Origin of the sequence: Sphingobium sp. LMC3-1-1.1, assembly GCF_040676285.1 — a bacterium.
Classification (GTDB): Bacteria; Pseudomonadota; Alphaproteobacteria; order Sphingomonadales; family Sphingomonadaceae; genus Sphingobium.
This window is the reverse complement of the sequence record NZ_JBEGHQ010000001.1, coordinates 339,366-360,873: the sequence shown is the minus strand read 5'-3', so window position 1 is coordinate 360,873 and position 21,508 is coordinate 339,366. Positions and strand designations below refer to the sequence as shown.

Here is a 21,508-nt window from a genome sequence, read left to right as displayed (position 1 = left end):
CAAAATTCCCCGCGAGAAAATTTCTAGATCAACCCCAAGTTCAGGCATGCCCGGCTGCCATCGCTTCATGCGCGACCATCGCCGCGTCGAAGATGGCTGTCGCCGCCGCCAGATGCCCGCTGTCCACTGCCTCGCCCGCGACGGGGTTGAGCAGGAAGGGCGCGGCGGCATGTTCGCCGCCCGGCAGCGCCGCCAGCAGCGCATCGATGTTCGGCGCGTCATGGGCGCCCAGCGCTTCCTTCACGACCTCTGCCGCATCGGCAGCCGGAGCCGCCTGCTGCGCCGCCAGAACCGCCGCGGCATTGCCGTCGAAGGCGGGAGGCAGGTCGATCGATTGCGCCAGCAGCCCTTCATGACCGCTGAGCTCGGGCTGAGCCGCATCCGCCGTTTCGACAGCAGCATGCGCGTCGTTGCCGTCGGACAGGCTGGCATGTTCCGGCGCGGCTTCCTCGCTGGCATGGCCAGTCGGCGCAGGCTGCTCATGCACGGCCTGATCGTCGCTCGCGGCGAGCGTGGTCGGCGCGCTTTCCTGCGTGGCGGTCGGCTCGTCCGAAACGGTATCGGTCGGCGCGGTTTCCGTGACTGGAACGTTGCTTTCGGTCACGGTCGGCTCAGGCTGCTGCTCGGTCGTCGCCTCGGCGGCGCCCGCCACCGCAACCAGGCTTGCCGCAACCAGCGCCTGGTTGAAGCCGCTGCTCGTGCTTTCCGTCTTGCTGGCATCGCTGCTGGTGCCGGTGCGGAAAGTGACGTCGCCGATCGTTCCGGTTGTGCCATCGGTGCGGGTGAAGCTTGCCTCGCCCAGAACCGTCACATCGCCATCGGCAGCGACATAGCCATTGCCATCGGCCGTCAAGTTGATGGAGGCGATGCCCATGTCGGCAAGCGACTTGAACTCGCCCGCATCCACAACGCCGTTGCTGTTCGCATCCTGCCACACGCCGAACTCGGCAAATGCGGTATCCGTTGCGTCGAACACGCCGTCGCCATTGCTGTCATAGGCAAGGCGCAACCCTTCCAGGTCGCTCGACGCATTGGGCGCGTCGTCGGCGAAGACGATGTCGTAGCCGCCGCCCGTCGCATGGGCGAGCAGGCCGTCGTCGGAGGACACCCAGGCGGTGTTGACCGCACCGGCGCCATAGTCGTGCGTGACACCAGCGGAAAGGCCCAGAAACTCCAGCCCGTCTCCATCCAGGTCGATGGCGACCGGTGGAACGGCGACCGGGTTCAGCGTGACGCTGATCGCGCTGTTGACGCTGTCGCCATCGGCATCCGAAGCCACGATGGCATGGTTGATGTTGATCGGCGTGCCGCTGTTCAGCGTCTCGACGGAGAAAATGCCGAGGTCGAACGGATTGTTGACGTGCGGCGATTCCACCAGCACCGCGTCAAAGCCCTGGGCGCCGACAATCTCATATTTGTCGTTCACCTGCAGGCCGGAGATGAAGACGCTGCCGGAGGAGAAGGTGACGCCGAAGCCCGCCTGGGTGCCATCGGCGGTGAAGGTATAGACATTGCCCGTGCTGAAATCGGTCACCGAGACCTTGACGATGCCTACGAAGCTTTCACCCGCCTCTGGAGATGCGGACGAGTAACCCAAATCCTGGTCATTGTCGGCATTGATCGCCGTGACCTTGACCGTCACGCTGTTGTTGGGGCTGCCGCCGACCTGGGCGATGCTCTGCTCGAAGCTGATAACGCTCTGGTGATCGACATAGGCGAAGCCCGTCGTCGTGCCCGCGCTGGTGGTCAGGGTCTTCACCAGGTCGATGCGAACCGCTTCATCGGGATTGACCGAGTTGTTATCGACGCCGATGGAGTCAGCGTCGGTATTGATCGACCCACGCCCACCGGAAGAGTTGCGTCCGGAGAGGAGTACGTCGATGGCGTCGGTGGTGTCGACCCCCAGCCCGCGATAATCGGTATTACCGGCCTTGGCGGAACTGAAGCTGCTGATCGAGATTTCGCTGCCATTGGTGATCGTGCCATGCAGGTCGAACACATATTTGTCCGTCCCCGGCTGCAACGTCACCGTATAGCCAATGTCGCCATCGGCCGTCCTGGCGGTCAGCACATTGGTGCCATTGCCGAAGATGAACAGGTCTTCGCCATTGAACCGCAGCGTTGCGCCGCTGGTGTCCTTGGCGGGCGCACCATCGGTGATGTTGAACAGCGCATCGCCGACACCGTCAGCCCCCGCCACGCTGGCAAAGTTCAGGTTGAAGGCCGTCGCCGGGCTGTCATTGTTGGCGACCGCCCCGGCCGCAGGCGTGAAGGCGCTGGGCATATCGTCGTCAAAGCTGATGTTGAGCTGGCCGACCGCCGACGATGTCGGGTTGGTCGACAGATCATAATCGCTGTCGGTGACGAGGAAATTGAGGCTGACGGAGGCATCATTCTCATTCCCGCCCGCCGCATGCAGGACGTTGTCGAGCAAGGTCACCGTATAGGCGCCGGTCGTGGGGTTGACGACCACCTGGAACAGCGGCGTACCGCGCCCGCCAACCGTCGTGATGGTCGCGGTCAGCGTGTTGCTGGCGCCGTTCCAGCTATAGGAAACCGTGTCCGTGCCAACAGTGCCGGTCAGGCCGTTCATGTTGGCGAAGGTCACGCTGCCGCCGCCGTCATCACCGAAGGTGAATCCCAAAGTGCCGCTGAAGCTGGCCTCGCTGGGGCCTGCGTCGTTGTCGCCCACATTGGCGTCGACATCGCCAATCGTGCTCAGCGGATTGCCGCCGGTCAGGCCATCATCGTCCAGCTTGGCGGCGGTGTTGTCCGCCGTCGGCTTGTTCGCGTCGCCCTGGAAGGTGAACTTCAGCGTCGCGCTGGCCGTGTCGTTGTCGGCATCGCGCATGACATAGGTGAAGCTGTCGGTCGATCCCGAAGGGACCGAAACCTTGGGCGTGTAGATGTAGCTGCCGTCTGAGAACAACTGCAACGTACCATAGGTACCGACGATCGTCTGGCTGCCGCCCAGCGTTATGGCGCTGCCGCTAACCGAAACCACCGCGCCGGGCGTGTCCGCGCCGACATGATCGTTGGTGAGGACATTGCCGGTCGATGCCAGCGCCTTTTCGATGGTCGTAACATTGTCATCGGCGGCTGTCGGGCTGTCATCCTCGATAGTGACGGCTATGCTGGTGCCGACCGTCGTGGTGCCGTCGCTGACATTCACGGGGACCGAGAAATTCTTCAGATCCTCTACATTGATGCCGCTGTGATCGACGGACTGGAGCAGCGTGACCGTATAGGCGCCCGCATTGTTGATCGTGATCGTGATGACCGGCACACCGCCAGCCGATCCGGTCAGGGACTGCGTGCCGACACCAGTCCAGGTGACGGGCAGGCCGTCAGCGCTGAGTACCGCGCCGGGGTCGCCCAGGGTCATGGTGACGGCATCGCCATCCACATCGGTTGCGGTGATCGTGCCGCCCGCCGTCACCGAGTTCGTCGTATCGCTGGGGGTGCCGGCCGTGTCCGCATTGGCGCCTGACAGCCCCTCTTCGGAAACCACCGCAACCCCGCTGCCGACCTGCGGCGCGTCATTCGTGCCCTGGATCGTGATGGTCAGCACGGCAGTGGTGCTGTCCCCGTCCCCATCGGTGATGGTGTAGGTGAAGCTGTCCTGCAGCGTTTCGCCATCGTCCAGTTGCTGGACGGCGGCCAAGCCGTTGTTCAGCGTATAGGTATAGCCGCCCGTGGAATTGAGGACGAGCGAGCCGTAGCTGCCGATGGCATTGCCGCCGATGGCGCCCCCGGTGACCGCCGTGACCGCGCCACCCGCCGCCGGGCCATCGGCGCCCAGCGAGTCCGCACCCGCCGGATTGCCGTCGCTGCCCGCGCCCGTCAGCACATTGCCGCTGGCGCTCAGCGTGACGTCTTCCTTCACGACGTCGGTATCGTTGGCCGCGACCGGCGTGTCGTCGTCGACATTGATGGTCAGCGTGCCGGTGGCGGTGTCATTGTCGGCGTCGCTCACCCGATAGGCGATGTCGAAGCTGACATTATTCTCGTCGCCGCCAAGCGGATGGACGATGGCGGCATTCTGCACCACCGAATAGGTGCCCGCGACCGGATCGGTCAGCGTCACGGTCAGCACGGTGGTGCCGCCCTGCTTCACCAGCAGGACAGTGCCATTGCTTTCATAAGTGAAGCCGACCGGCGCGCCCGTGCCGAGCAGGGTAATGCCGCCCGGACCGTCCGCGCGATAATCATGCGCGAGCGTGCCCGTGGCGTTGACGCTGTTCGCATCGTCGCCCGTGCCATTGGCGTTGCCGCCCAGCGCATCGTCGTCCAGTTGCACGGTCGGATTGGCGCTGACGACCGGCAGATCGTCGGACACGCTGACCGACACGGTGCCGGTGGCGGTGTCGCCATCGCTATCCTGCGCGATCACCTGCACCGAACCAAGCGCGACCAGATCATCGGCATTGATACCCGGATGGGTGTCGTAATTGTCGTTCAGCGTGGCCGTCACGGTTGCAACGGTGCCGACGACCGACAGGTTCAGCGTCACGACGACGCCGCGCTCATCCGAACCGGTGATCTGCGTGTCGGACACCCGCAGCCAGGTCAGGTCGCCCGTCAGGCTGCCCGTGCCGCCGAAAACGATCGAGACGATCGCATCCGAACCGGGTGTGAAGGTGATGGAGCCGCTGTCGAAATCAGGGTTAGCCTCGCTGGTACCGCCAGCCAGGTTCTGGTCGTCCAGCGCCAGGCTGATCGGGCCGCTCGCGGTCGGAATCGCACCATCGGTGACCGTGATCGGCTGGTTCGCCGTCGACTGGTCGCCATCGCCATCGGTGATGACATAGGAGAAGCCCGCGTCGACACCGCTCGCATTGTTGAGGTTGGTGGACGGGTTGAAGGTCCAGGCACCCGCCGCCGTGAACGTGTAGGCGCCGAACGCCGTGTTCACATTGGTCGTGCCCACAGCGTTGATCGCCGTGGTGACGCCGCCGATGGTGACCGAAGTCAGCGTGGCGCCATCCGCGCCCAGCGTGTCGTTGGCCAGGACATTGCCGTTGATGTCTGCGCCATCCTCCGCCACGGTCCGGGCCGCGTCGTTCACGGCGGTCGGAACATCGTCCACCACATCGATGGTGATGGTGCCATTGGCGACATTGCCCGCACCGTCGACCGCCTGATAGGTGAAGATTTCGGCGCCCAGGAAAGTCTGCGGACCGTCATTGGTGGTCGGGCCATCGACAGGCGAAGTCAGCGTATAGGTATAGCTGCCATTGCTGTTCAACTGGATCTGCCCATAGCCGCCATTGGCGGAGCTGGTCAGCGTGTAGCTGACGGCGCCGGTGACATTGAGCTGACCAGTCGTCGTCTCGGTGGTTTCGCCGGGCGTGCTGCCGGTCACGCTGCCCGCCGCGATGTCGTCGCCGGTCACGCTGGTGTCCAGTGCCGCCTCATAGACAGTCTTGGTCTGGTTGTCTGCCGGCAGGGCAACGTTCGCGACGTCGATGGTCAACGTCGCCGTCGCCAGATCGCCGTCCGCGTCGCGGATCGTGTAGACGAACACGTCCTGCTGATCCGCAGAGATCGCGTTGGGCGTCGCATCATAGCGATAGCTGCCGTCCGCGAAGAGGGTCAACGTGCCGTAGTTGCCCGCGACCGCCGTGCCGACATGGCCGCTGACGGGGGTGTTCGCATCGCTGCCCTTCGCCACGCCGACCACACCCGGCGCATAGCCGTCCGCGCCCGGTTGGTCGTTGACAAGCACGCCATTGGCCGCCGAGACGATCAAGGAGCCGCCCTCATCGACCGAGCCGCTGTCCGCTACCGCGATGGGCGCATCGTCCAGCACGGTCACGTTGATCGCATCGGCTGGCGAGACATCGCCATCGCTGTCCGTCACGCGCACGGCGAAGGCATCGCCCGCCTGGGGGTCGGCCGCGCCGCTGATCCCGTCGCCGTCCAGCGGATCATTGTCGGGATGGGTGGGATCGTTGACCGCCAGCGTATAGCTGTAGCTGTAATGGCCCGCCCCGTCCGAAGTCACGGTCAGCGTGCCCGCCGCGCCCGCGACCACGACCGGCGTTCCCGCCGTCGCCGCGGTCACATCAACCCAGGCACCGTTCTTGTCCTGCACCTCTACCTTGGTCAGCGTGTCGCCGCCGGTCGCGATGGTCATGGAACCGGTCGCCGTCTCGCTGTCCCCGGCTGCCTGCGTGCCGCCGGGCAGGCCAGCTTCCGACACAGTCATGTCGGTGACGCTGACGGTCGGCGTCGAATCCCTGAGCAGGTTGATCGTCACCGTCGCGGTCGACGTGTCGCCATCGCCGTCGGTGATGGTGTAGGTGAAGCTGTCGCTGCCCTCAGCGCCCGCATTGGGGGTATAGAGGAATACGCCATTGCCCTGATAGACGACGCTGCCTTTGGCCGCGCCGGTTTCCAGCGCGACGCCGCTGGCGAGGTCGACGCCATCGGCCCCGGCCACGTCATTGGCGAAGACATTGACGGTTACCGACGCATTTTCAGCAAGCTGGCCTGCACTGTCGTTCACCGCGGTCGGCACATCGTCCACCACGCGGACGTCCAGGCTGGCCGTGTCAGTCGATCCGTCGGTGTCGGTGACGACCACCGCAAAGCTGTCCGTCAGGCTGCCATCATTGGCGCCCGCATGCAGCAGCGTATTGTCGTTCAGCGTATAGCTATAGCTGACCGTCCCGCCGGTGACGTCGCCATCCGCGCCGATAACGGGCGTGAAGCCGGTGATGGTCAACGTGCCATAGGCGTTGGACAGGGTGACGCCGCTGATGAAGCCGCTGGCACCGAAGATCGGCTGGCCGCCAACGGTTATGGTCGCCACGCCGTCCGGCGCGGAGAGGGAGAAATTGCCCGTCTGGGTCAGCGCCGCCGCATCCGCCGAGCTGCCGTCCGCCAGATCGTTTTCGAAGACGGTTTCTTCCGCGCCCTCGCCGTCCAGGCCATTGATGGTCACGCCATCATCGCTGCCCTGGATGGTGATGGTGATGGTCGCGCTGGACGGATCGCCATCGCCATCGGTCAGCGTGTAGGTGAAGGTTTCGGTCAGCGTCTGGTTCTTGTCCAGGCCCTGGACCACGCCATTTTCATTGTCCAGCGTATAGGCATAGCTGCCGCCCGGCTGGATCACCAGCGAACCATAAAGACCGGCGAGTGGTGCGCCGACCGTGCCGTTCGTCCCGGCAAAGGCGATGGCGGTGACCTGCGCGCCGTCGGCGCCCTGCACGTCGGCATTGCCGTCGGTGGCGTTGGCGTCCGTGCCGCCCGATCCGGCGATGACATTGCCGTCGGCGACCAGCGGGCCATCCTCACGCACCGAATCCACGTCATTGGTGGCAGTCGGAACGTCATCGATGATCGTGATGGTCAGCGTGTCGGTCGCCTGGTCGCCGTCCACATCGGTGACGGTGACGACGAAGCTGTCGGTCACATCGTCGCCATCGGTATTGGTGGTCAGCGTATAGCTGTAATCGATGCTGCCGTCGCTGATGCCGGTGACGGTCAGAATCCCCTTGTCGGTAACGATCTGCTGGCCGGGGCCAGTGATCAGGACACCGTTGATGGTGACGGTCGCGGGGCCGTCCGGCGCGGTATAGGTGATTGTGCCGTCAGTGGTCTCGACATCGGTGCCCGCCTCTGACCCGACCGGGTCGTTGAGGCCTGCTTCGTCGACGATCGTGCCCTCGCCAACCTTGGGGATGGAGATGATCATGACGTCGCCATCGGCGATATCGATCCGCAATATGGCGCTGGACGTGTCGCCATCGCCGTCGAGCAGCGTGTAGCTGAAGCTGTCGCTGACGCCACCCGGCGTGCCTGCGGCACGGACATAGCTGTAGCTGCCATCCGCATTGAGCGTCAGCGTGCCATATTCGCCTTCAAAGGTGCCGGTGGTTGAAACCATCGCCCCGTCCGCGCCCTTGACGTCATTGGTCACGACATTGCCGGTGACCGGGCCATAGGTGCCCGCGGCAATCGACCCGGCATCGTTGTTGGCGGTCGGGACGTCATCGACGATCTGCACGTCGATACTGGCATTGGCGGTCGATCCGTTGCGATCGGTCGCCACCACGGCAAAGCTTTGCAGGATGCTGTCCGCGCCCGACGCGTCATGGTCCAGGCTGTTGTCGGTCAGCAGGAAGCTGTAGGTGAAGGTGCCCGCGGTCGGCACGCCGCCCTGGGTCGCCGTCGCGGTGAAGCCGGTGATGGTCAGCGTGCCGAGCGGCGTCGTAACCACCTGTCCGGCAACGAAGGCGCCATTGGCCAGCACCGAAACGCCGCCAATGATGACGCCCGACAGGCCGTCCGCGCCGCTGACGGCAAAGGAACCGGTCTTCGTCAGCCCGGTCGCGTCAGGCGAACTGCCGTCCGACAGGTCGTTTTCCAGCACCACGAGTTCGGCGCCCTCAAGGCCGAGCGCGCCGTTCAGGCCGGTGATGGTGATGCCGTCATCGGCGCCGTTGATGGTGATCGTCAGCGTTGCGCTGGACGTGTCGCCATCCGCGTCGGTGATCGTATAGCTGAAGCTGTCGGTCAGCGTCTGGCCAGGCACCAGAAACTGCACCGCCGGGTTGGCATTGGCCAGGGTATAGCTGTAGGCGCCCGACGCCGTCAGCGTCAGCGTGCCATAGGTGCCCTGGAAGGTGCCGGTGGTCGTCACGGCCGCGCCGTCCGCACCCTGCACGTCGGCCACGCCGTCCGTGCCGTTCGCGTCGCTGCCACCGCTGCCGGTCATGACATTGCCATCCGCGACCAGCGGGCCATCCTCGGTCACGCTATCGGCATCGTTGACGGCCGTCGGCGCATCGTCGGCGATGGAGATGGTCAGCGTGGCGCTTGCCTGATCGCCGTCATTGTCGGTGACGACGACGGTAAAGACTTCCGCAGGCGGCGCGCCGACGACATTGTCGCTCAGCGCATAGCTGTAGCCGATCGAACCATCCGCGATCGAGGTGATGGTCAGCACGCCCAGCGGCGTCGTTACCGTCTGCCCCACGGTCGTGATCGCCACACCGTTGATGGTCACGCTCGCCAGCCCGTCATTGGCGTTGATCGCGATGGTGCCGATCGTCCGCTCGCTATCCCCCGCAGCCGCCGAACCGGCCGGTTCGTTGCCGCGCGCGGGAAGGCCCGCCTCGCTCACACCGGCCGTCGCGGCCGTCGCCCCAGCAGGCTGATCGGGCGTGATGATGGTGACTTCCGGCGGATCGTTCGGCGCAATCGGCAGGATCTCGCGCTCTTCGGGCTGGCTGAAAAGCAATTCGGTCGGCGGCAACAGGTCGCCCAGGCCATGGGGATCGCCCACATCGCCGTCAGGACCGATGAAATTGCCGCCGGAACTGCGCGGCGGACCGGCCGCAGGCTGCGGTTCCTCCCCGATCAGGAGAGCCGCCAGGTTGACGGAAGGAATTTCGACATCGCCGACAACCAGGCGCGGCATGACCACCGCCCCCTCCAGGATCACCAGATCGGTGCCATCGGGCAGGTGGACGATCAGATTGCGGCCGGAAACCTCGATCTGGTTGATATCCGTGCCCGCAGGCAGGACAATGGTACCGTCCGGATTGGGCGCGACCGTCCTGACGACATCCGCGGCATGCGACTTTCCGGGCTGGGCCAGCTTGGCCTTCGCCGCCAGTGCGGCTGCCTCCGGGTGAAGGGCCTGCTGATGGTCAGCGGTATCTTTGCCATCCCAATCGCGCTCGTAATCCATTGTCCATCCCACCTGTCGCCATGGGGGCATGGAAGAAGCGCGCAAAAGGGCTTGCCCCGAATGCCTGATGCATTCGGACCTGACGCCTTTTCCCGACATTGCGGCAATCAGCGGATCAGCTATTGCCCCTAGTCAACGTTCTCCCGCCGGCAGGACCGTTTGAAAGTCGGCTGCCGCCCCGGATTAACATTTTGCATCTGTATTTTTACTGACCCGATGGCTGATCTTATTCGTCGTCCTCGAAATGAGTCACGCAGATTCCAGTTTTGTTAACCATTTTAATACGATACAGCCGAAAAAATAACTTTAGGATTATTACTAAGGATATATATAGTTTCAGAAAATTATATCTTTTCGACTATGCCGATCTTGGCCTTGGTTAACAAATTGGGCTGAGGGCATATGCGACTCGGACAATTCGTTTGCGGTTCGACTCGTCGCGAACCTGGCACGAGCGGACTTTGGCAAATAACGAATTTGGATCGGGACCAGATGAAACGACGGGCGCTTTCCATCCGGAAATGGAAACGGGCGGCCGGTTTACGCAACCGACCGCCCGCCCTAATGCGACCCATAGGCTTATCTTTCGGAGCCGTGCTTTCCTTCCCGCGGCTTCGTCCAGTCGGCCTGTGACCGGCGATAAGCTATGGAAATTCAATCCCCCTCCGACAAGAATCAGGAATAACGGTTGCGTAATTTTAAACAATTGACCCGATGACTTATATCCAAGGTTAATCGTTCAAACCACTGCGGCAGAACGCAAGGATATTCTTCGTCAGGGACGAATTTGGTCTATGGCCGTTGCTGCATCGGGCGAAGGTTTTTCCACATCATTCCCCTGCCCTGTGGATTGATCGGACGATTTGATTGCATGATCCTGTTCATTCGCCCCGCCGCCCGCGACAATTTCGACCGATCCGGCGGAAGGGAAGGAATCCATCGTCACAGCGGGCCTGGGCATGTCGGCCAATATCCGTTCCATCCGCTGACTGCGTGCGCTCCCCGAACCGGTGGTGCGCCGGAAACTGGCCAGGGCATAACCCGCCAAAGGCTCAGCTGCGTCATAGCGTTTGCGCGCCATGTAGAAATCAACAAGATTTTCCAGGGCAAGCTGCGTGTTGGGATCGTCACCCCCCCTGGTCCGCAAATAGCTGTCGAACACGCGCCGATACAGGCTTTCCGCCTCCCTGAACTGCCCGATGGATTCCAGTTGCAACGCCAGGTCGTTGGCGGAAATCAGCGAGCGGGGATCATCCGGGCCGAATAGTTCATCGGCCAGCGCCAGGCCTTTCCGTGCGGGATCGATGCCATCGGTCGCCTTGCCCGACGCATAGGCAGCCTGGGACGCCGCCACCAGCTTGCGCCATTCCTTTTCCCGCGCTTCGGTCACGTCCGGGACATAAGGCGCTTGCGCGTGCGCGGGCGAAGCAATGCACAGCAGCAGGGCGCCTCGCACCATCCAGACCCTTTTGCCGACGCCCAAGCCACTCTCCCTTCGCAATCTTTCGGCTGATGGATGCTATGTCCAACAGGCTTAAGAAAGTGCAAGCGCGGACTTTTACGCTGTCAGCGCCTCGACCAAAGCCCTGACCTTCTTTTGCCGCCATTGCGGCAGGGGCGCGATCAGCCAATAGGCCAGTATCGAAGGCGCAGCGTCGCCCACCTGCCGCACGCGCCCAGCCGCGATATCCGCCTGGGCCAGCAGGAAGGGCACGCAGGCATGGCCGAATCCGTTGGCGGCCGCTTCGATCGCCAGCCCCGCATCGGCGACGCGGATCGTTGATGGCACATCCTCCTTGGGACAACCGGGCCATTCGATGCGATGATCGGAACCGTCCTTGACCGCTTCCACGGTTACAAAGGCCGCCTCGCCCAGCTTCACGCCCTCATTCTCGCCCGGCCCCTCGGCCAGACGCAAGGCGAGGTCGAGATTGGCTTCGGTGAAGTCCAGCGCCTCGTCAGCCGCGACTAGCGCGAACTTGAGGTCCGGCTGGCTGGCCGCATAGCCCGCCAGACGGGGCTGGAGCCATTTGGCCGTGATGTCTCGCGGCGCCGCTATGGTGAGCGAACTGCTGGACTGACCCGCCTGCATGGCGCGCACCGCTTCCTCGAACTCCAGGAAACCGGCACGCAGGGCAGCGAGGCCCGCTTCGGTCTCAGGCGTCAGTTCCAGCCCCTTGGGAGTCCGGCGAAACAGGACGACGCCCAACAGATCCTCCAGCGCGCGAATCTGCTGCCCCACGGCAGCTGGCGTCACGGCCAGTTCATCCGCGGCGCGCGTAAAGGACAGGTGCCGCGCCGCGGCATCCAGCACGCGCAGGCCGTTGAGCGGCAAATGGGTACGCTTCATTCGGCCACCGCCGGCGCGATCAGCGCGAAATGCGGGATGGCGATGTCGAACGTCTCGCCGCTGGCGCCGATCATGTGATAATGCCCCTTCATCGATCCCGTCGGCGTATTGAGCGGGCAGCCTGATACATAGTCATAGCTCTTGCCTGGCTGCACCACTGGCTGTTCCCCCACGACACCGTCTCCATCGACACGATGCTGCGTGCCGCGCCCATCGGTAATGATCCAATGACGCGTCAGCAGTTGCACCGGCTGGTCCCCGTCATTCTCGATACGGATATGATAGGCCCAGAACCATCGGCCCCGGTCCGGCTCCGACTGTTCGGGCAGGAATGTGACCGCGACGTGCACGTTGATGTCGCGCGTTGTCGCGTGGAAGGGAAAAAGTGCGTTCACGGGTTAAGAAATGCGCCTTTCACCCCTGTCCCGTCAACGCCCTATCGACTTCAGCGCGCGATCCAGATCCTCGATGACATCCTCCGGATCCTCCAGCCCGACGTTGAGGCGCAACATGTCCTCGGTGATGCCGACCTCCAGCCGCGCCGCTTCCGCCATGCCGTAGTGCGTGGTGGATGCGGGGTGCGTCATCAGTGAGCGGGCGTCGCCGATATTGTTGCTGATGTCGACCAGTTCGAGACCGTTGAGCAGACCATGCGCTTCGGCCCGGCCGCCGCCGACATAGAGCGAGAAGATGGGCCCGGCCATCGCCATCTGCTTCATGGCGAGCGCGTGCTGGGGATGGCTTTCCAGACCCGGATAGAGCACCCGAGCCACCCGGCCTTCCAGGAATTTCGCGACCTTCAATGCATTTTCGCTCTGTCGGCGGATGCGCAGGTCGAGCGTCTCCAGCCCCTTCAGCACCACCCAGGCGTTGAACGCACTGAGCGTCGGCCCGGTGTTGCGGTGAAAGGGCAGCAGCGTGTTGATGATGAAATCTTCCGTGCCGCAGATCGCGCCCGCGAGGACGCGGCCTTGCCCATCCATCATCTTGGTCGCGCTATAGGCCACCACGTCCGCGCCATATTCCATCGGACGCTGGAGCGCGGGCGTAGCGAAGGCATTGTCGACAACGCTGGTGATGCCATGGGCCCTGGCGATGCCGCAGATGGCGGCAAGGTCCACCACGTCCATCGTCGGATTGGCAGGCGTCTCAAAGAAAAACACCTTCGTATTTGGCCGAACGGCAGCTTCCCAGGCAGCATTGTCGGTCGCATCGACCGTGGTCGTCTCGATACCGAATTTGGGCAGCAGCGTGTCGGTCAACCAGCGGCAGGACCCGAACAGCGCCTTGCCCGCTACCACATGATCACCCGCGGAAAGCTGGCACAGCAAGGCAGCCGTCATCGCCGCCATCCCCGTTGCGGTCGCGCGGCAGGCTTCGGCCCCTTCCAGCAGGGCGATGCGCTTTTCCAGCATCTCGACCGTGGGGTTCTGAAGGCGCGAATAGGTCATGCCCTGCTGCTCGCCGGCAAAGCGCGCCGCGGCGTCCTCAGCCCGGTCGTAGCTGTATCCGCTGGTCAGGAACAGCGCCTCGGACGTCTCGCCATATTCGGTCCGGGCGCTGCCGCCCCGCACAGCAAGGGTCGCGGGACGCCAGGTCCGGGTGATTTCGGGATTCTGCCCGCTCTTGCGCTTCATTTCCTTATCCTCGGATCCCGAAATTTCAGACCAGAGCCGCCAGCACGGCATCGCCCATTTCAACCGTATTCATCGTGCCGCCCAGATCGAAACTGCGCGCGCCATCGGCAAGCGCCTTCGCCACGGCGGCGTCGATCCGGTCGGCCTGCTCCGGCATGCCGAGCGAGTAGCGCAGCATCATGCCTGCGGACAGGACCGTTGCCAGCGGATTGGCCTTGCCCTGTCCGGCAATGTCGGGCGCGGAGCCGTGGATCGGCTCATACAGTCCCTGATTACTGTCGTTGAGCGTGGCCGAAGCCAGCATGCCGATGGATCCCACGCACATGCTCGCCTGATCCGAAAGGATGTCGCCGAACATATTGCCGGTGACGATGACATCGAACTGCCCAGGATTGCGCACAAGCTGCATCGCGGCATTGTCGACATACATGTGGCTGAGCGCGACGTCGGGATAGTCCGCCGACACCTCTATCACCACGTCGCGCCAAAGCTGGCTCGTCTCCAGCACATTGGCCTTGTCCACCGAGCAGAGCTTACCCCGGCGCGCGCGCGCTGCCTTGAACCCCTGATGCGCGATCTTGCGCACCTGCTCCTCATTATAGGACATGATGTCATAGCCTTCGCGCAGCCCCTCCGGCGTCTTGCGCATGCCCTTTTCGCCGAAATAGACGTCGCCATTGGTCTCGCGCACGATCAGCAGGTCGATGGCGCTCGCCACCTCCTGCTTGAGGGCGGAGGCGTCAGCCAGCTCGGGAAAGACCTTTGCCGGGCGCAGGTTGGAGAAGAGACCGAGTTCCTTGCGCAGGCCCAGAATCGCCTGTTCAGGGCGGAGATGGCGTTCCAGTGAGTCGCAATCCGGATCGCCCACGGCGCCGAAGAGGATCGCGCTGGCACGCCTGGCAAGGTCCAGCGTTTCGGGCGGCAGCGGATGGCCAACGGCCTTGTAGGCCGCGCCGCCGACCAGCCCTTCCTCATAAATGATGCCATCGATCGCCAGCGCATCGAGCACGCGCCGTGCCTGCGCGACGATCTCGGGACCGATACCGTCTCCGGGGAACAGGGCGATCAACATGGGGCAACTCCTTCAAACGCGTGGCTGCCCCTTATGAAGCGCGTGCGGCCAGCGCAAGCGTTTAGGCGAAGGAGAAAGCGCCCGCTCCCGCAAAGGCAGAAACGTGAAACAGGCAAATTCAGGCAACAGCTCTTTTGAGCCGCTCCACCAGACGCTCCCGCGCGGCCAGCACATCGGTCCGCCAATCGGTCAGCACCGATCGTTCGAGGAAGAAGCCCGTCAACCGCAGCCCGTCCAATATGGCGGGCCAATCCCCTGCTCCACCCTCCAGCAGAAAAGCGGGCAGAGGCAACAGCCGGTCCTCATAGCCCGCAGCGCCCGCGCGGCTGACTCCCGCCGCACTGCGAGGACTGACATAGGCGAGGTCGTCGTTCCCGCCGGTCGCAGCGCACCGGGTTAGATCCAGCCCGAAGCCCAGTTCCGCCAGCAACAGCAATTCATAGCGGACCAGCGCCACTGCCCAGCCCCGCGCGGCGGGCGCGGCCTCCACAGCGCCCAGCACGCCGTCCAGCGCCGCATAAAGCGCTGGATAGGGCGTCCCCTCGGGCAAGGCCACGGCCGTGAGCGCGCAGACCCAGTCGATCGCTGCCGCAGGCAAGGGCTCCGCCAGAAGGGGAGCGCGGCTATGGTCCAGTTCGACTGTCAGTCCGGCCAATTGCTCCTCGGTCCGGGCGCGGAACTCGGCCTTGACGGCATTGCCGGGAAGCAGGACGGGGCGGAGCTGGCGCGACCGTCCGCCTCGGACGTAGCCTGCAAGCAGGCCATGATCGGGCGTCAGAAGACGCGCGACCGCCCCATGTTCGCCATGGGGCCGCAACGCGCACATCAGGGCCGGAGTGATCAGCGTTGCCATATCCCTTCATATCGGCCCGCAGCCCCCCGCGCCATCCATCTCCTCTTCAGCTCGACTGTCCCAGAATCGCGCAGAAATCGCCGCCCAGGGCAAGGCCGCCTTTTGATATAGGTTGCTTTTCCATCAGGCCATGCGCACAATCATGCGGGGACTTGTCGGGGGACAAATTTCACCATGTATCACATGCCCTTGGCATCATCTTCCGCGATGGACCGCTTGGTGCTTTGGCTGGGACGTTCGCCGACGCTGGGTTTTGCCATATCCCGCGTCGCCTTTTCGGCTGCGGCGACGTGGCAGATCGAAGCGATGTTCAGCAACGAGCCGGATTTCGCCCACACGGCCTTGCTGCTGAAGGCTGCCGTGTGGACATGGACGGCGATCAGCATCGCGCAAAATTCGCTGACGCCGCCTCTGGGCCTGCTGCTGCGTCCCATTTTCCTGATATTCGACCTTATCGCCTTCCTGACGGTCATCGTGCTGTGCGAACCCTTGCAGATCGCGGCGCTGGGTTGCCTGTTCTTCGTCGCCTGGTCAGCATCCGACCGTTTCGGTCGCGGGGCGGTCCTCATCCTGGGGATATGCCTGATCTTCGCTTTCATCGCGCGGGGATATTATGAAAGCTGGGCTTCGGCCCGCCACGTGGCCGCAGTGGACCGCGCGATCGACAGCCTGACCATCGTCATCGGCTGCGTCATCGCGGCATCCATGTTGAGCATGAACATATTGGAACGGCGACTGATAAGCTGGTCGGAAAGGCTGCAAGGCGTCGGTCTGTCCTTCCAGAAGTCGCTGGCGCAATTTCTGGTGGAGCAGGTCTCCCAGTTGATGAACTCCCGCTATTGCGCGTTCGTTTGGGAGATGATGGACGATACCACCGTCCACTGCGAACTGTACGACGGCGACGGCGTGCGGCATCTCATTCTGCCACAGAAGCAGATTGACGGGCTGTCGAATGTCACCCCGCGGGAAGCGCCCTTCCTCTATTCCACCCAGTCGCCACGGCTGTTGCTGCGCAGCCGCCTCGGCATATTGCGGAACGAGCGGGCACCGGATCTGGTCGACAGCATATCCGACGTCTTCGGCGCAGGTCAGGGCGCGAGCATTCATATCCAGGCGGGCGAACTGCGCGGCAGGCTGTTCATCGGGACCAGCCATGGCTGGTCGCCCGCCGTGCTGTTGCGTTGCCTTCGCATACAGGAGGGGATCGACCTTTTCCTGGAGCGCCATTTCTTCTTCCTCGCCTGGCGCCAGCGCACCTTTGCCGAAGCGCGCCAGGCGCTGAGCCGCGATCTTCACGACAGCGTGCTGCAGACATTGGCCGCGCTTCGCGTCCGGCTGGCGACCACTATCCATGGCCTCTCCAACGCCGCCGTTCCTGACCAGTTGACGGAACTCAGGTCGATGGAGGAACTGGTGACGGCCGAACAGGCGCATCTGCGTCGGTTGCTAAGCCAGCAAAGTCCGGTTGCGGCTGAGACGGATGTCGACCTTGGCCGGGAGGTCGAACGCTGCTGCCGCTTCATCGCCCTGCAATGGGCGATAGATTGCCGCCTGAACCTGGCCGAACGTTCGATGACCGTATCCGCCGAAACGGCGGCGGAAGTCGAATATCTGATCCGCGAGGCCGCGGCCAATGCCGTCAAGCACGCAAATGCGCGCCACATCACCGTATCGATCGCACAGGTCGAGGATGAGATATTGATTGCATTGAAAGACAATCCCGGGCCGCAGGCGGTCGCCCGCGAAAACTATACCGGCGATTTCGAACTCCAGTCGCAGTCCATCATGAAGCGACTGGGCAAGATCGGCGGAACAGCATATTTTCATAATCTGAGTATGAATTCGCTGATCTCGATCAGATTACCCTCCTCCTTACCAAGGTCTCCGATATGATGGCCCAGATAGCGATAGTCGACGATCATCCGATCTTCCTGGATGGCATGGCCCAGTTCCTGAGCTCCCACGGCCATGACATATTGTTCTGCGCCCGGTCGGTCGAAGAAGCGCTGGAACGGATGCAGGCGGGCGAGCCCGACCTGCTCATCCTCGACGTCAGCATGAAGAGCGGCGGCGGCCTTGCGATCCTTTCTGCCATCCGGAATAGCGGCAGCACCGTACCGGTCATCTTCATGACCGTGCATATCCGCCCGGAACAGACGCTGGAAGCGATCAAGCTGGGCGTTGACGGGGTGGTGCTGAAGGACAGTGACCCCAATGATCTGCTAGGCTGCATCCAGCAGGTCCTGAGCGGCAACAAGAGCATCGCACCCTTCGTCATGGAACAGGCGCTGGTGCACAGCATTTCCGCTCCCGCCAGCGAAGCCAATGTGCTTGCCGTCCTGACCGACCGGGAACTGGAGATCGCCGGCCTGATCCGCGCAGGCCTGCGCAACCGCGAAATAGCGAACCGGTGCGGTTTGACCGAGGGGACAGTGAAGGTCCACCTGCACAGCATCTTCCAGAAATTGAACATCAAGTCGCGATCGGAACTGATCATCATGATGATGTCGATGGACAGCGAAATACCCGCCGTCGGCATGGAGCATTAGAGGACGCAGATCGCGCACTTCAAATCGTTGTTCTCACATCATTTGAAGCGTAATCCGATCCCTACCTTTCTGCTCGATGCTTCCTTGTTTTCAGCGATTTTCTTAACCAGCAACAGGTTGCGATCGCGTGAAAATCGCCATTGTCTTTTAATGCCGCATTTTCCGAGCCGTTGACCGTAAACGGTCGACTTGAAAATACTTTAGAGCATTTTCGGGTTGCGCCGAGTCATATGTTCTGATTCGAAGGTGTCGGTTAATCGGCGAGGCTGAGATGACGGCACCCTTATCCCAGGATTTGCGCAAACGGCTTGTCGCGGCTGTAGCGAAGGCAGTTCTGCCCGCGCGGCAGCGGCCCGGTTTCAGGTGAGCCCGGCAGCGGCGGTGAGCATCGTGCGCCGAGCACGGGAGACCGGTAGTACAGAGCCTGCCCGGATCGGCGGTTATCGTCGGCCGCTTCTGGCGGATCATGAGGCCTTGTTGCGTGAACCGATGTCCACCCGGAAGGGTATCACGCTGGCCGAGATCAGGGCGGAACTGGTCGAACGAGGTATCCAGCCGGGTTCGCTCTCGACGATCTGGTCAACCCTCAAGCGGTTTGGCCTGTCCCATAAAAAAAGTCGCTGAGGGCCGCCGAGCAGGATCGGCCTGACGTTGCCGATCATCGTCAGCGCTGGCGGGTGTGGCAGCGCTTCATGGACCCAGCCGCGCTTGTGTTCCTGGATGAAACCGGCGCGACCACCAATATGGCTCGACGCTATGGCTGGAGTCCCAAGGGCGAGCGCCTGATCGACGCTGCCCCATTCGGTCATTGGCGAACGACGACATTCATCGCGGGCCTGCGTTCGACCGGAATCATCGCTCCGATGGTCCTCGATGGCCCCATGACAGGCGAAACCTTCCGCGCCTATGTCGAACAGTTTCTGGCACCGACGCTGTCGCCGGGCGACGTGGTCGTCCTCGACAACCTGCCGGCTCATAAGGTCGCCGGCATTCGTGAGGCCCTCACCGCCGTTGGCGCCAGCATCCTGTACCTTCCGCCCTACAGTCCGGACCTGAACCCGATTGAGCAATTGTTCGCCAAACTCAAGGCGCTTCTGCGAAAGGCGGCGGCTCGCACCCGCGACGCCCTGTGGGATACCATCGGTCGTTTGCTCCCCGCCTTCAGCCCTACAGAATGCCGCAACTACATCGAAAACTCAGGATATGCCTTCGACTAAAACAAAAATACTCTAGCTGAGCCCGCGAACAAAATCGGGCAGGCGTGCCGCGCCGCTGGGATTGGGGCCGGCCATGTAAAGGGCCATGATCGTGCCCAGGGCAATCGCTACGCCATAGGGTATCGGTCCCTTCTTGTCGAACAAGGCAATGGGGGAGCCTTCCCGTACTCTCTGCGGCACCAGCCGCCGTCCGGCCATGAGCACCAACGCCAGCAAGCCGCCGCCTATGGTGACATAGATCAGCCACGGTATCACGCCCGTCCAGTCAAACCACAGCGCGCATGCTGCCATCAGCTTGACATCGCCACCGCCCATCGCGCGCATGGCGAACAGGCCGCAGCCGACCGCGAACATCCCCAGGAAAACGGTGCCGTTACGCCATATGTCATTTTCCCAGCCGACCGTGGCGACCCAGACCGCATAGAGCCCGACAACCAGCAGGGGAAAGACATTGGATATGCGCAATCGGGCCATGTCCTCCACCGCCGCCGCGATGAGCAGGAGTGAAAGGGCAAGCAGAACCAGATCCTTCATCATTTCCCCGCAGTTTTCATGCCGTCCAAAGCCGCAGCGGCATCCGGCACGAAGCTGTCGCCTTCGGTCATCGCCCGGCTTAGATAGGCCTGCGCCTTGGGCAGGTCGCCCATTCGCATCGCAACCTGTCCGGCGTTGCTGAGCCGGCGCGCCCATTCATCGGCTGTGTCGCCGGGCCGGCGGCTGATATCGCGGCCCGCCATGACATAGGCGGTGTCGCCATTGGCGATGATCCGTACATCGTCCGGCGCGGTTTCGCGCGCCTTGTCGAATATCACCGCGGCCTTCGCTGCCTTCCCCTGCTTGAGCAGCGACAATCCGTAATTGTTGAGAACCTGGGACGGCTTGTCCGTCAATTGATACGCCCGCTCATAAGCGGCATTGCTCAGCGCCCAGGATTGGGCCTCGTCATAAGCAACGGCCAGCGCATTCCAGGAACGCCAGCGTCCCTCGCAATCCGCCACGGCCCGCCGCAACGACTCCAGCGCCTCCTGTGCCCGGCCCAGCCGCAGCAAAGCGATCCCTTTTCCCTCACCGACGCGGCAGTCATTGAGACCGCCCCGCTCCAGCGAGGAGAAACGGGCCAGCGCCTCCTCGTCACGCCGTTTTTCGAGCGCCATGCGCGCATCGGCGATCTCTATCGCCTGCAGCGCGGCCGGTTGCGCGGCGACCCGCCACTGGCCCAACATCGCATCCGCCTGGATGATGCGGCCACCGTCAATCGCCTCATCCACCAGCCGAGCATAATCGAGCGGCGCAGGCGCCGCCCCGGCGACCGGCGTCGCGGCCGCCAGAAGCAGCGCCAGGATCATCCCCGCCGGCCTTTCCGATCGGGCTGCGCCATCGACTTCCACAGCCGTTCAAACAGTCCGTCATAAGCCGGCCTGACGTCCTCGCCTGCGGCAAACTTCGGCAAAGACGCCGCATCCGGCCTGCCGACGGTGATGATCGGAGCCGTCAGTTCAGACCGCGCCTGGCTTTCCGCCACCGTGACGATCCGGGTCGTCAGTTGCGGGTTTGTACGTTCCGTCGCGGCCGCATCCATCGTCCGCAACCGCACTTCTCCCAGAGACATGCGTTCCAGCTCGACGCTTGCCGTTCGTACCGGAGAGCCGACCGGAACCGCCGACGCCAGTTGCGCCAGGGTCGAACGAGCGACGACGGTCGCGCCCTTTGGCGCTGCGCCTGCCTGGGCGAGCAAAGCGTCAGCTTCGCTGTTGAAGCCCTGCGCCGACAGACTCCGCGCGAAATTGCGGGCAATGCGCTGATCTTCCGGCGCACGCGACAGCGCCAGTTCGAAAAACTCCCGCGCCAGATCATGCCGTCCCATGGCCGCATAGCTGATCGCGACCCCGTTCAGCCCATGCGCATCGGTCGGATCGCTGCGCACAGCGCGGCGGAACGCATCCAGCGCCAACGCATACTCTCCGCGCGAAAACAGCACGTCACCCCGGACCAGCGCATCCTGCGCTGGTCCGGAGGCTTGCTGGTTGACGGGCCTGATCGAAAGGACGCCCTTTTGCGGCCCGCTGCACGCCGCTGTCGCAATGATGAGAGCGACTGCCACTATAGCTTTGTTCATGGTCCCCC

General features: G+C 63.3%; 12 protein-coding genes and 1 pseudogene. 3 read left to right on the top strand and 10 right to left on the bottom strand.

Annotation, left to right across the window (positions count from 1 at the left end; all coding sequences use genetic code 11):
• Positions 1-40 precede the first annotated feature (40 nt).
• The 7 genes from MRBLMC3_RS01820 to recO form a co-directional block, all read right to left on the bottom strand.
• Positions 41-9,706 carry a beta strand repeat-containing protein gene (locus tag MRBLMC3_RS01820; RefSeq protein ID WP_363825415.1) on the bottom strand — a complete coding sequence of 3,222 codons (9,666 nt, stop codon included), beginning with the start codon at positions 9,704-9,706 and terminating at the stop codon, positions 41-43.
• 775 nt (positions 9,707-10,481) lie between these two features.
• Positions 10,482-11,189: a tetratricopeptide repeat protein gene (locus MRBLMC3_RS01815; protein WP_363735107.1), complete on the bottom strand. Its 708-nt coding sequence runs from the start codon at positions 11,187-11,189 to the stop codon at positions 10,482-10,484.
• Positions 11,190-11,264: 75 nt separating this feature from the next.
• Positions 11,265-12,056, bottom strand: a complete 792-nt coding sequence (locus MRBLMC3_RS01810; protein WP_363825412.1) for a LysR family transcriptional regulator — start codon at positions 12,054-12,056, stop codon at positions 11,265-11,267.
• On the bottom strand, positions 12,053-12,451 hold the full coding sequence (apaG, locus tag MRBLMC3_RS01805; RefSeq protein WP_025546552.1) for a Co2+/Mg2+ efflux protein ApaG: 399 nt from the start codon (positions 12,449-12,451) through the stop codon (positions 12,053-12,055). The genes MRBLMC3_RS01810 and apaG overlap by 4 nt, the downstream gene beginning before the upstream one ends.
• A gap of 33 nt (positions 12,452-12,484) precedes the next feature.
• Complete coding sequence (gene metZ, locus MRBLMC3_RS01800) at positions 12,485-13,693, bottom strand: O-succinylhomoserine sulfhydrylase (protein ID WP_363825410.1); 1,209 nt, start codon at positions 13,691-13,693, stop codon at positions 12,485-12,487.
• Between the two features lie 25 nt (positions 13,694-13,718).
• Positions 13,719-14,765 (bottom strand): 3-isopropylmalate dehydrogenase, encoded by a 1,047-nt coding sequence (gene leuB / locus MRBLMC3_RS01795; RefSeq protein ID WP_363825407.1) that lies wholly within the window; start codon positions 14,763-14,765, stop codon positions 13,719-13,721.
• Positions 14,766-14,883: 118 nt separating this feature from the next.
• Entirely contained in the window at positions 14,884-15,618 is a 735-nt protein-coding gene (gene recO / locus MRBLMC3_RS01790; protein ID WP_363825405.1) for a DNA repair protein RecO, read from the bottom strand.
• Positions 15,619-15,825: 207 nt separating this feature from the next.
• Here recO and MRBLMC3_RS01785 point away from each other — a divergent pair, with 207 nt between their 5' ends.
• The 3 genes and pseudogenes from MRBLMC3_RS01785 (at position 15,826) to MRBLMC3_RS01775 (ending at position 19,384) form a co-directional block, all read left to right on the top strand.
• On the top strand, positions 15,826-17,511 hold the full coding sequence (locus tag MRBLMC3_RS01785) for a sensor histidine kinase (RefSeq protein WP_363825402.1): 1,686 nt from the start codon (positions 15,826-15,828) through the stop codon (positions 17,509-17,511).
• The gene (locus MRBLMC3_RS01780) at positions 17,508-18,167 is read left to right on the top strand and encodes a response regulator (RefSeq protein ID WP_133651835.1); all 660 of its coding nucleotides are present in this window, start codon (positions 17,508-17,510) and stop codon (positions 18,165-18,167) included. Before MRBLMC3_RS01785 ends, MRBLMC3_RS01780 begins: the two co-directional genes overlap by 4 nt.
• Positions 18,168-18,438: 271 nt before the next feature.
• Positions 18,439-19,384, top strand: a pseudogene (locus tag MRBLMC3_RS01775) (IS630 family transposase).
• Between the two features lie 12 nt (positions 19,385-19,396).
• Here MRBLMC3_RS01775 and MRBLMC3_RS01770 read toward each other — a convergent pair.
• From MRBLMC3_RS01770 to MRBLMC3_RS01760, 3 genes are read right to left on the bottom strand one after another with little or no spacing between them, the layout of a single operon-like run.
• On the bottom strand, positions 19,397-19,921 hold the full coding sequence (locus tag MRBLMC3_RS01770) for an A24 family peptidase (RefSeq protein WP_363735116.1): 525 nt from the start codon (positions 19,919-19,921) through the stop codon (positions 19,397-19,399).
• Positions 19,918-20,730 (bottom strand): hypothetical protein, encoded by an 813-nt coding sequence (locus MRBLMC3_RS01765; protein ID WP_363825399.1) that lies wholly within the window; start codon positions 20,728-20,730, stop codon positions 19,918-19,920. Before MRBLMC3_RS01765 ends, MRBLMC3_RS01770 begins: the two co-directional genes overlap by 4 nt.
• Positions 20,727-21,500: a tetratricopeptide repeat protein gene (locus tag MRBLMC3_RS01760; RefSeq protein WP_363825397.1), complete on the bottom strand. Its 774-nt coding sequence runs from the start codon at positions 21,498-21,500 to the stop codon at positions 20,727-20,729. The genes MRBLMC3_RS01765 and MRBLMC3_RS01760 overlap by 4 nt, the downstream gene beginning before the upstream one ends.
• Between the last annotated feature and the right edge of the window lie 8 nt (positions 21,501-21,508).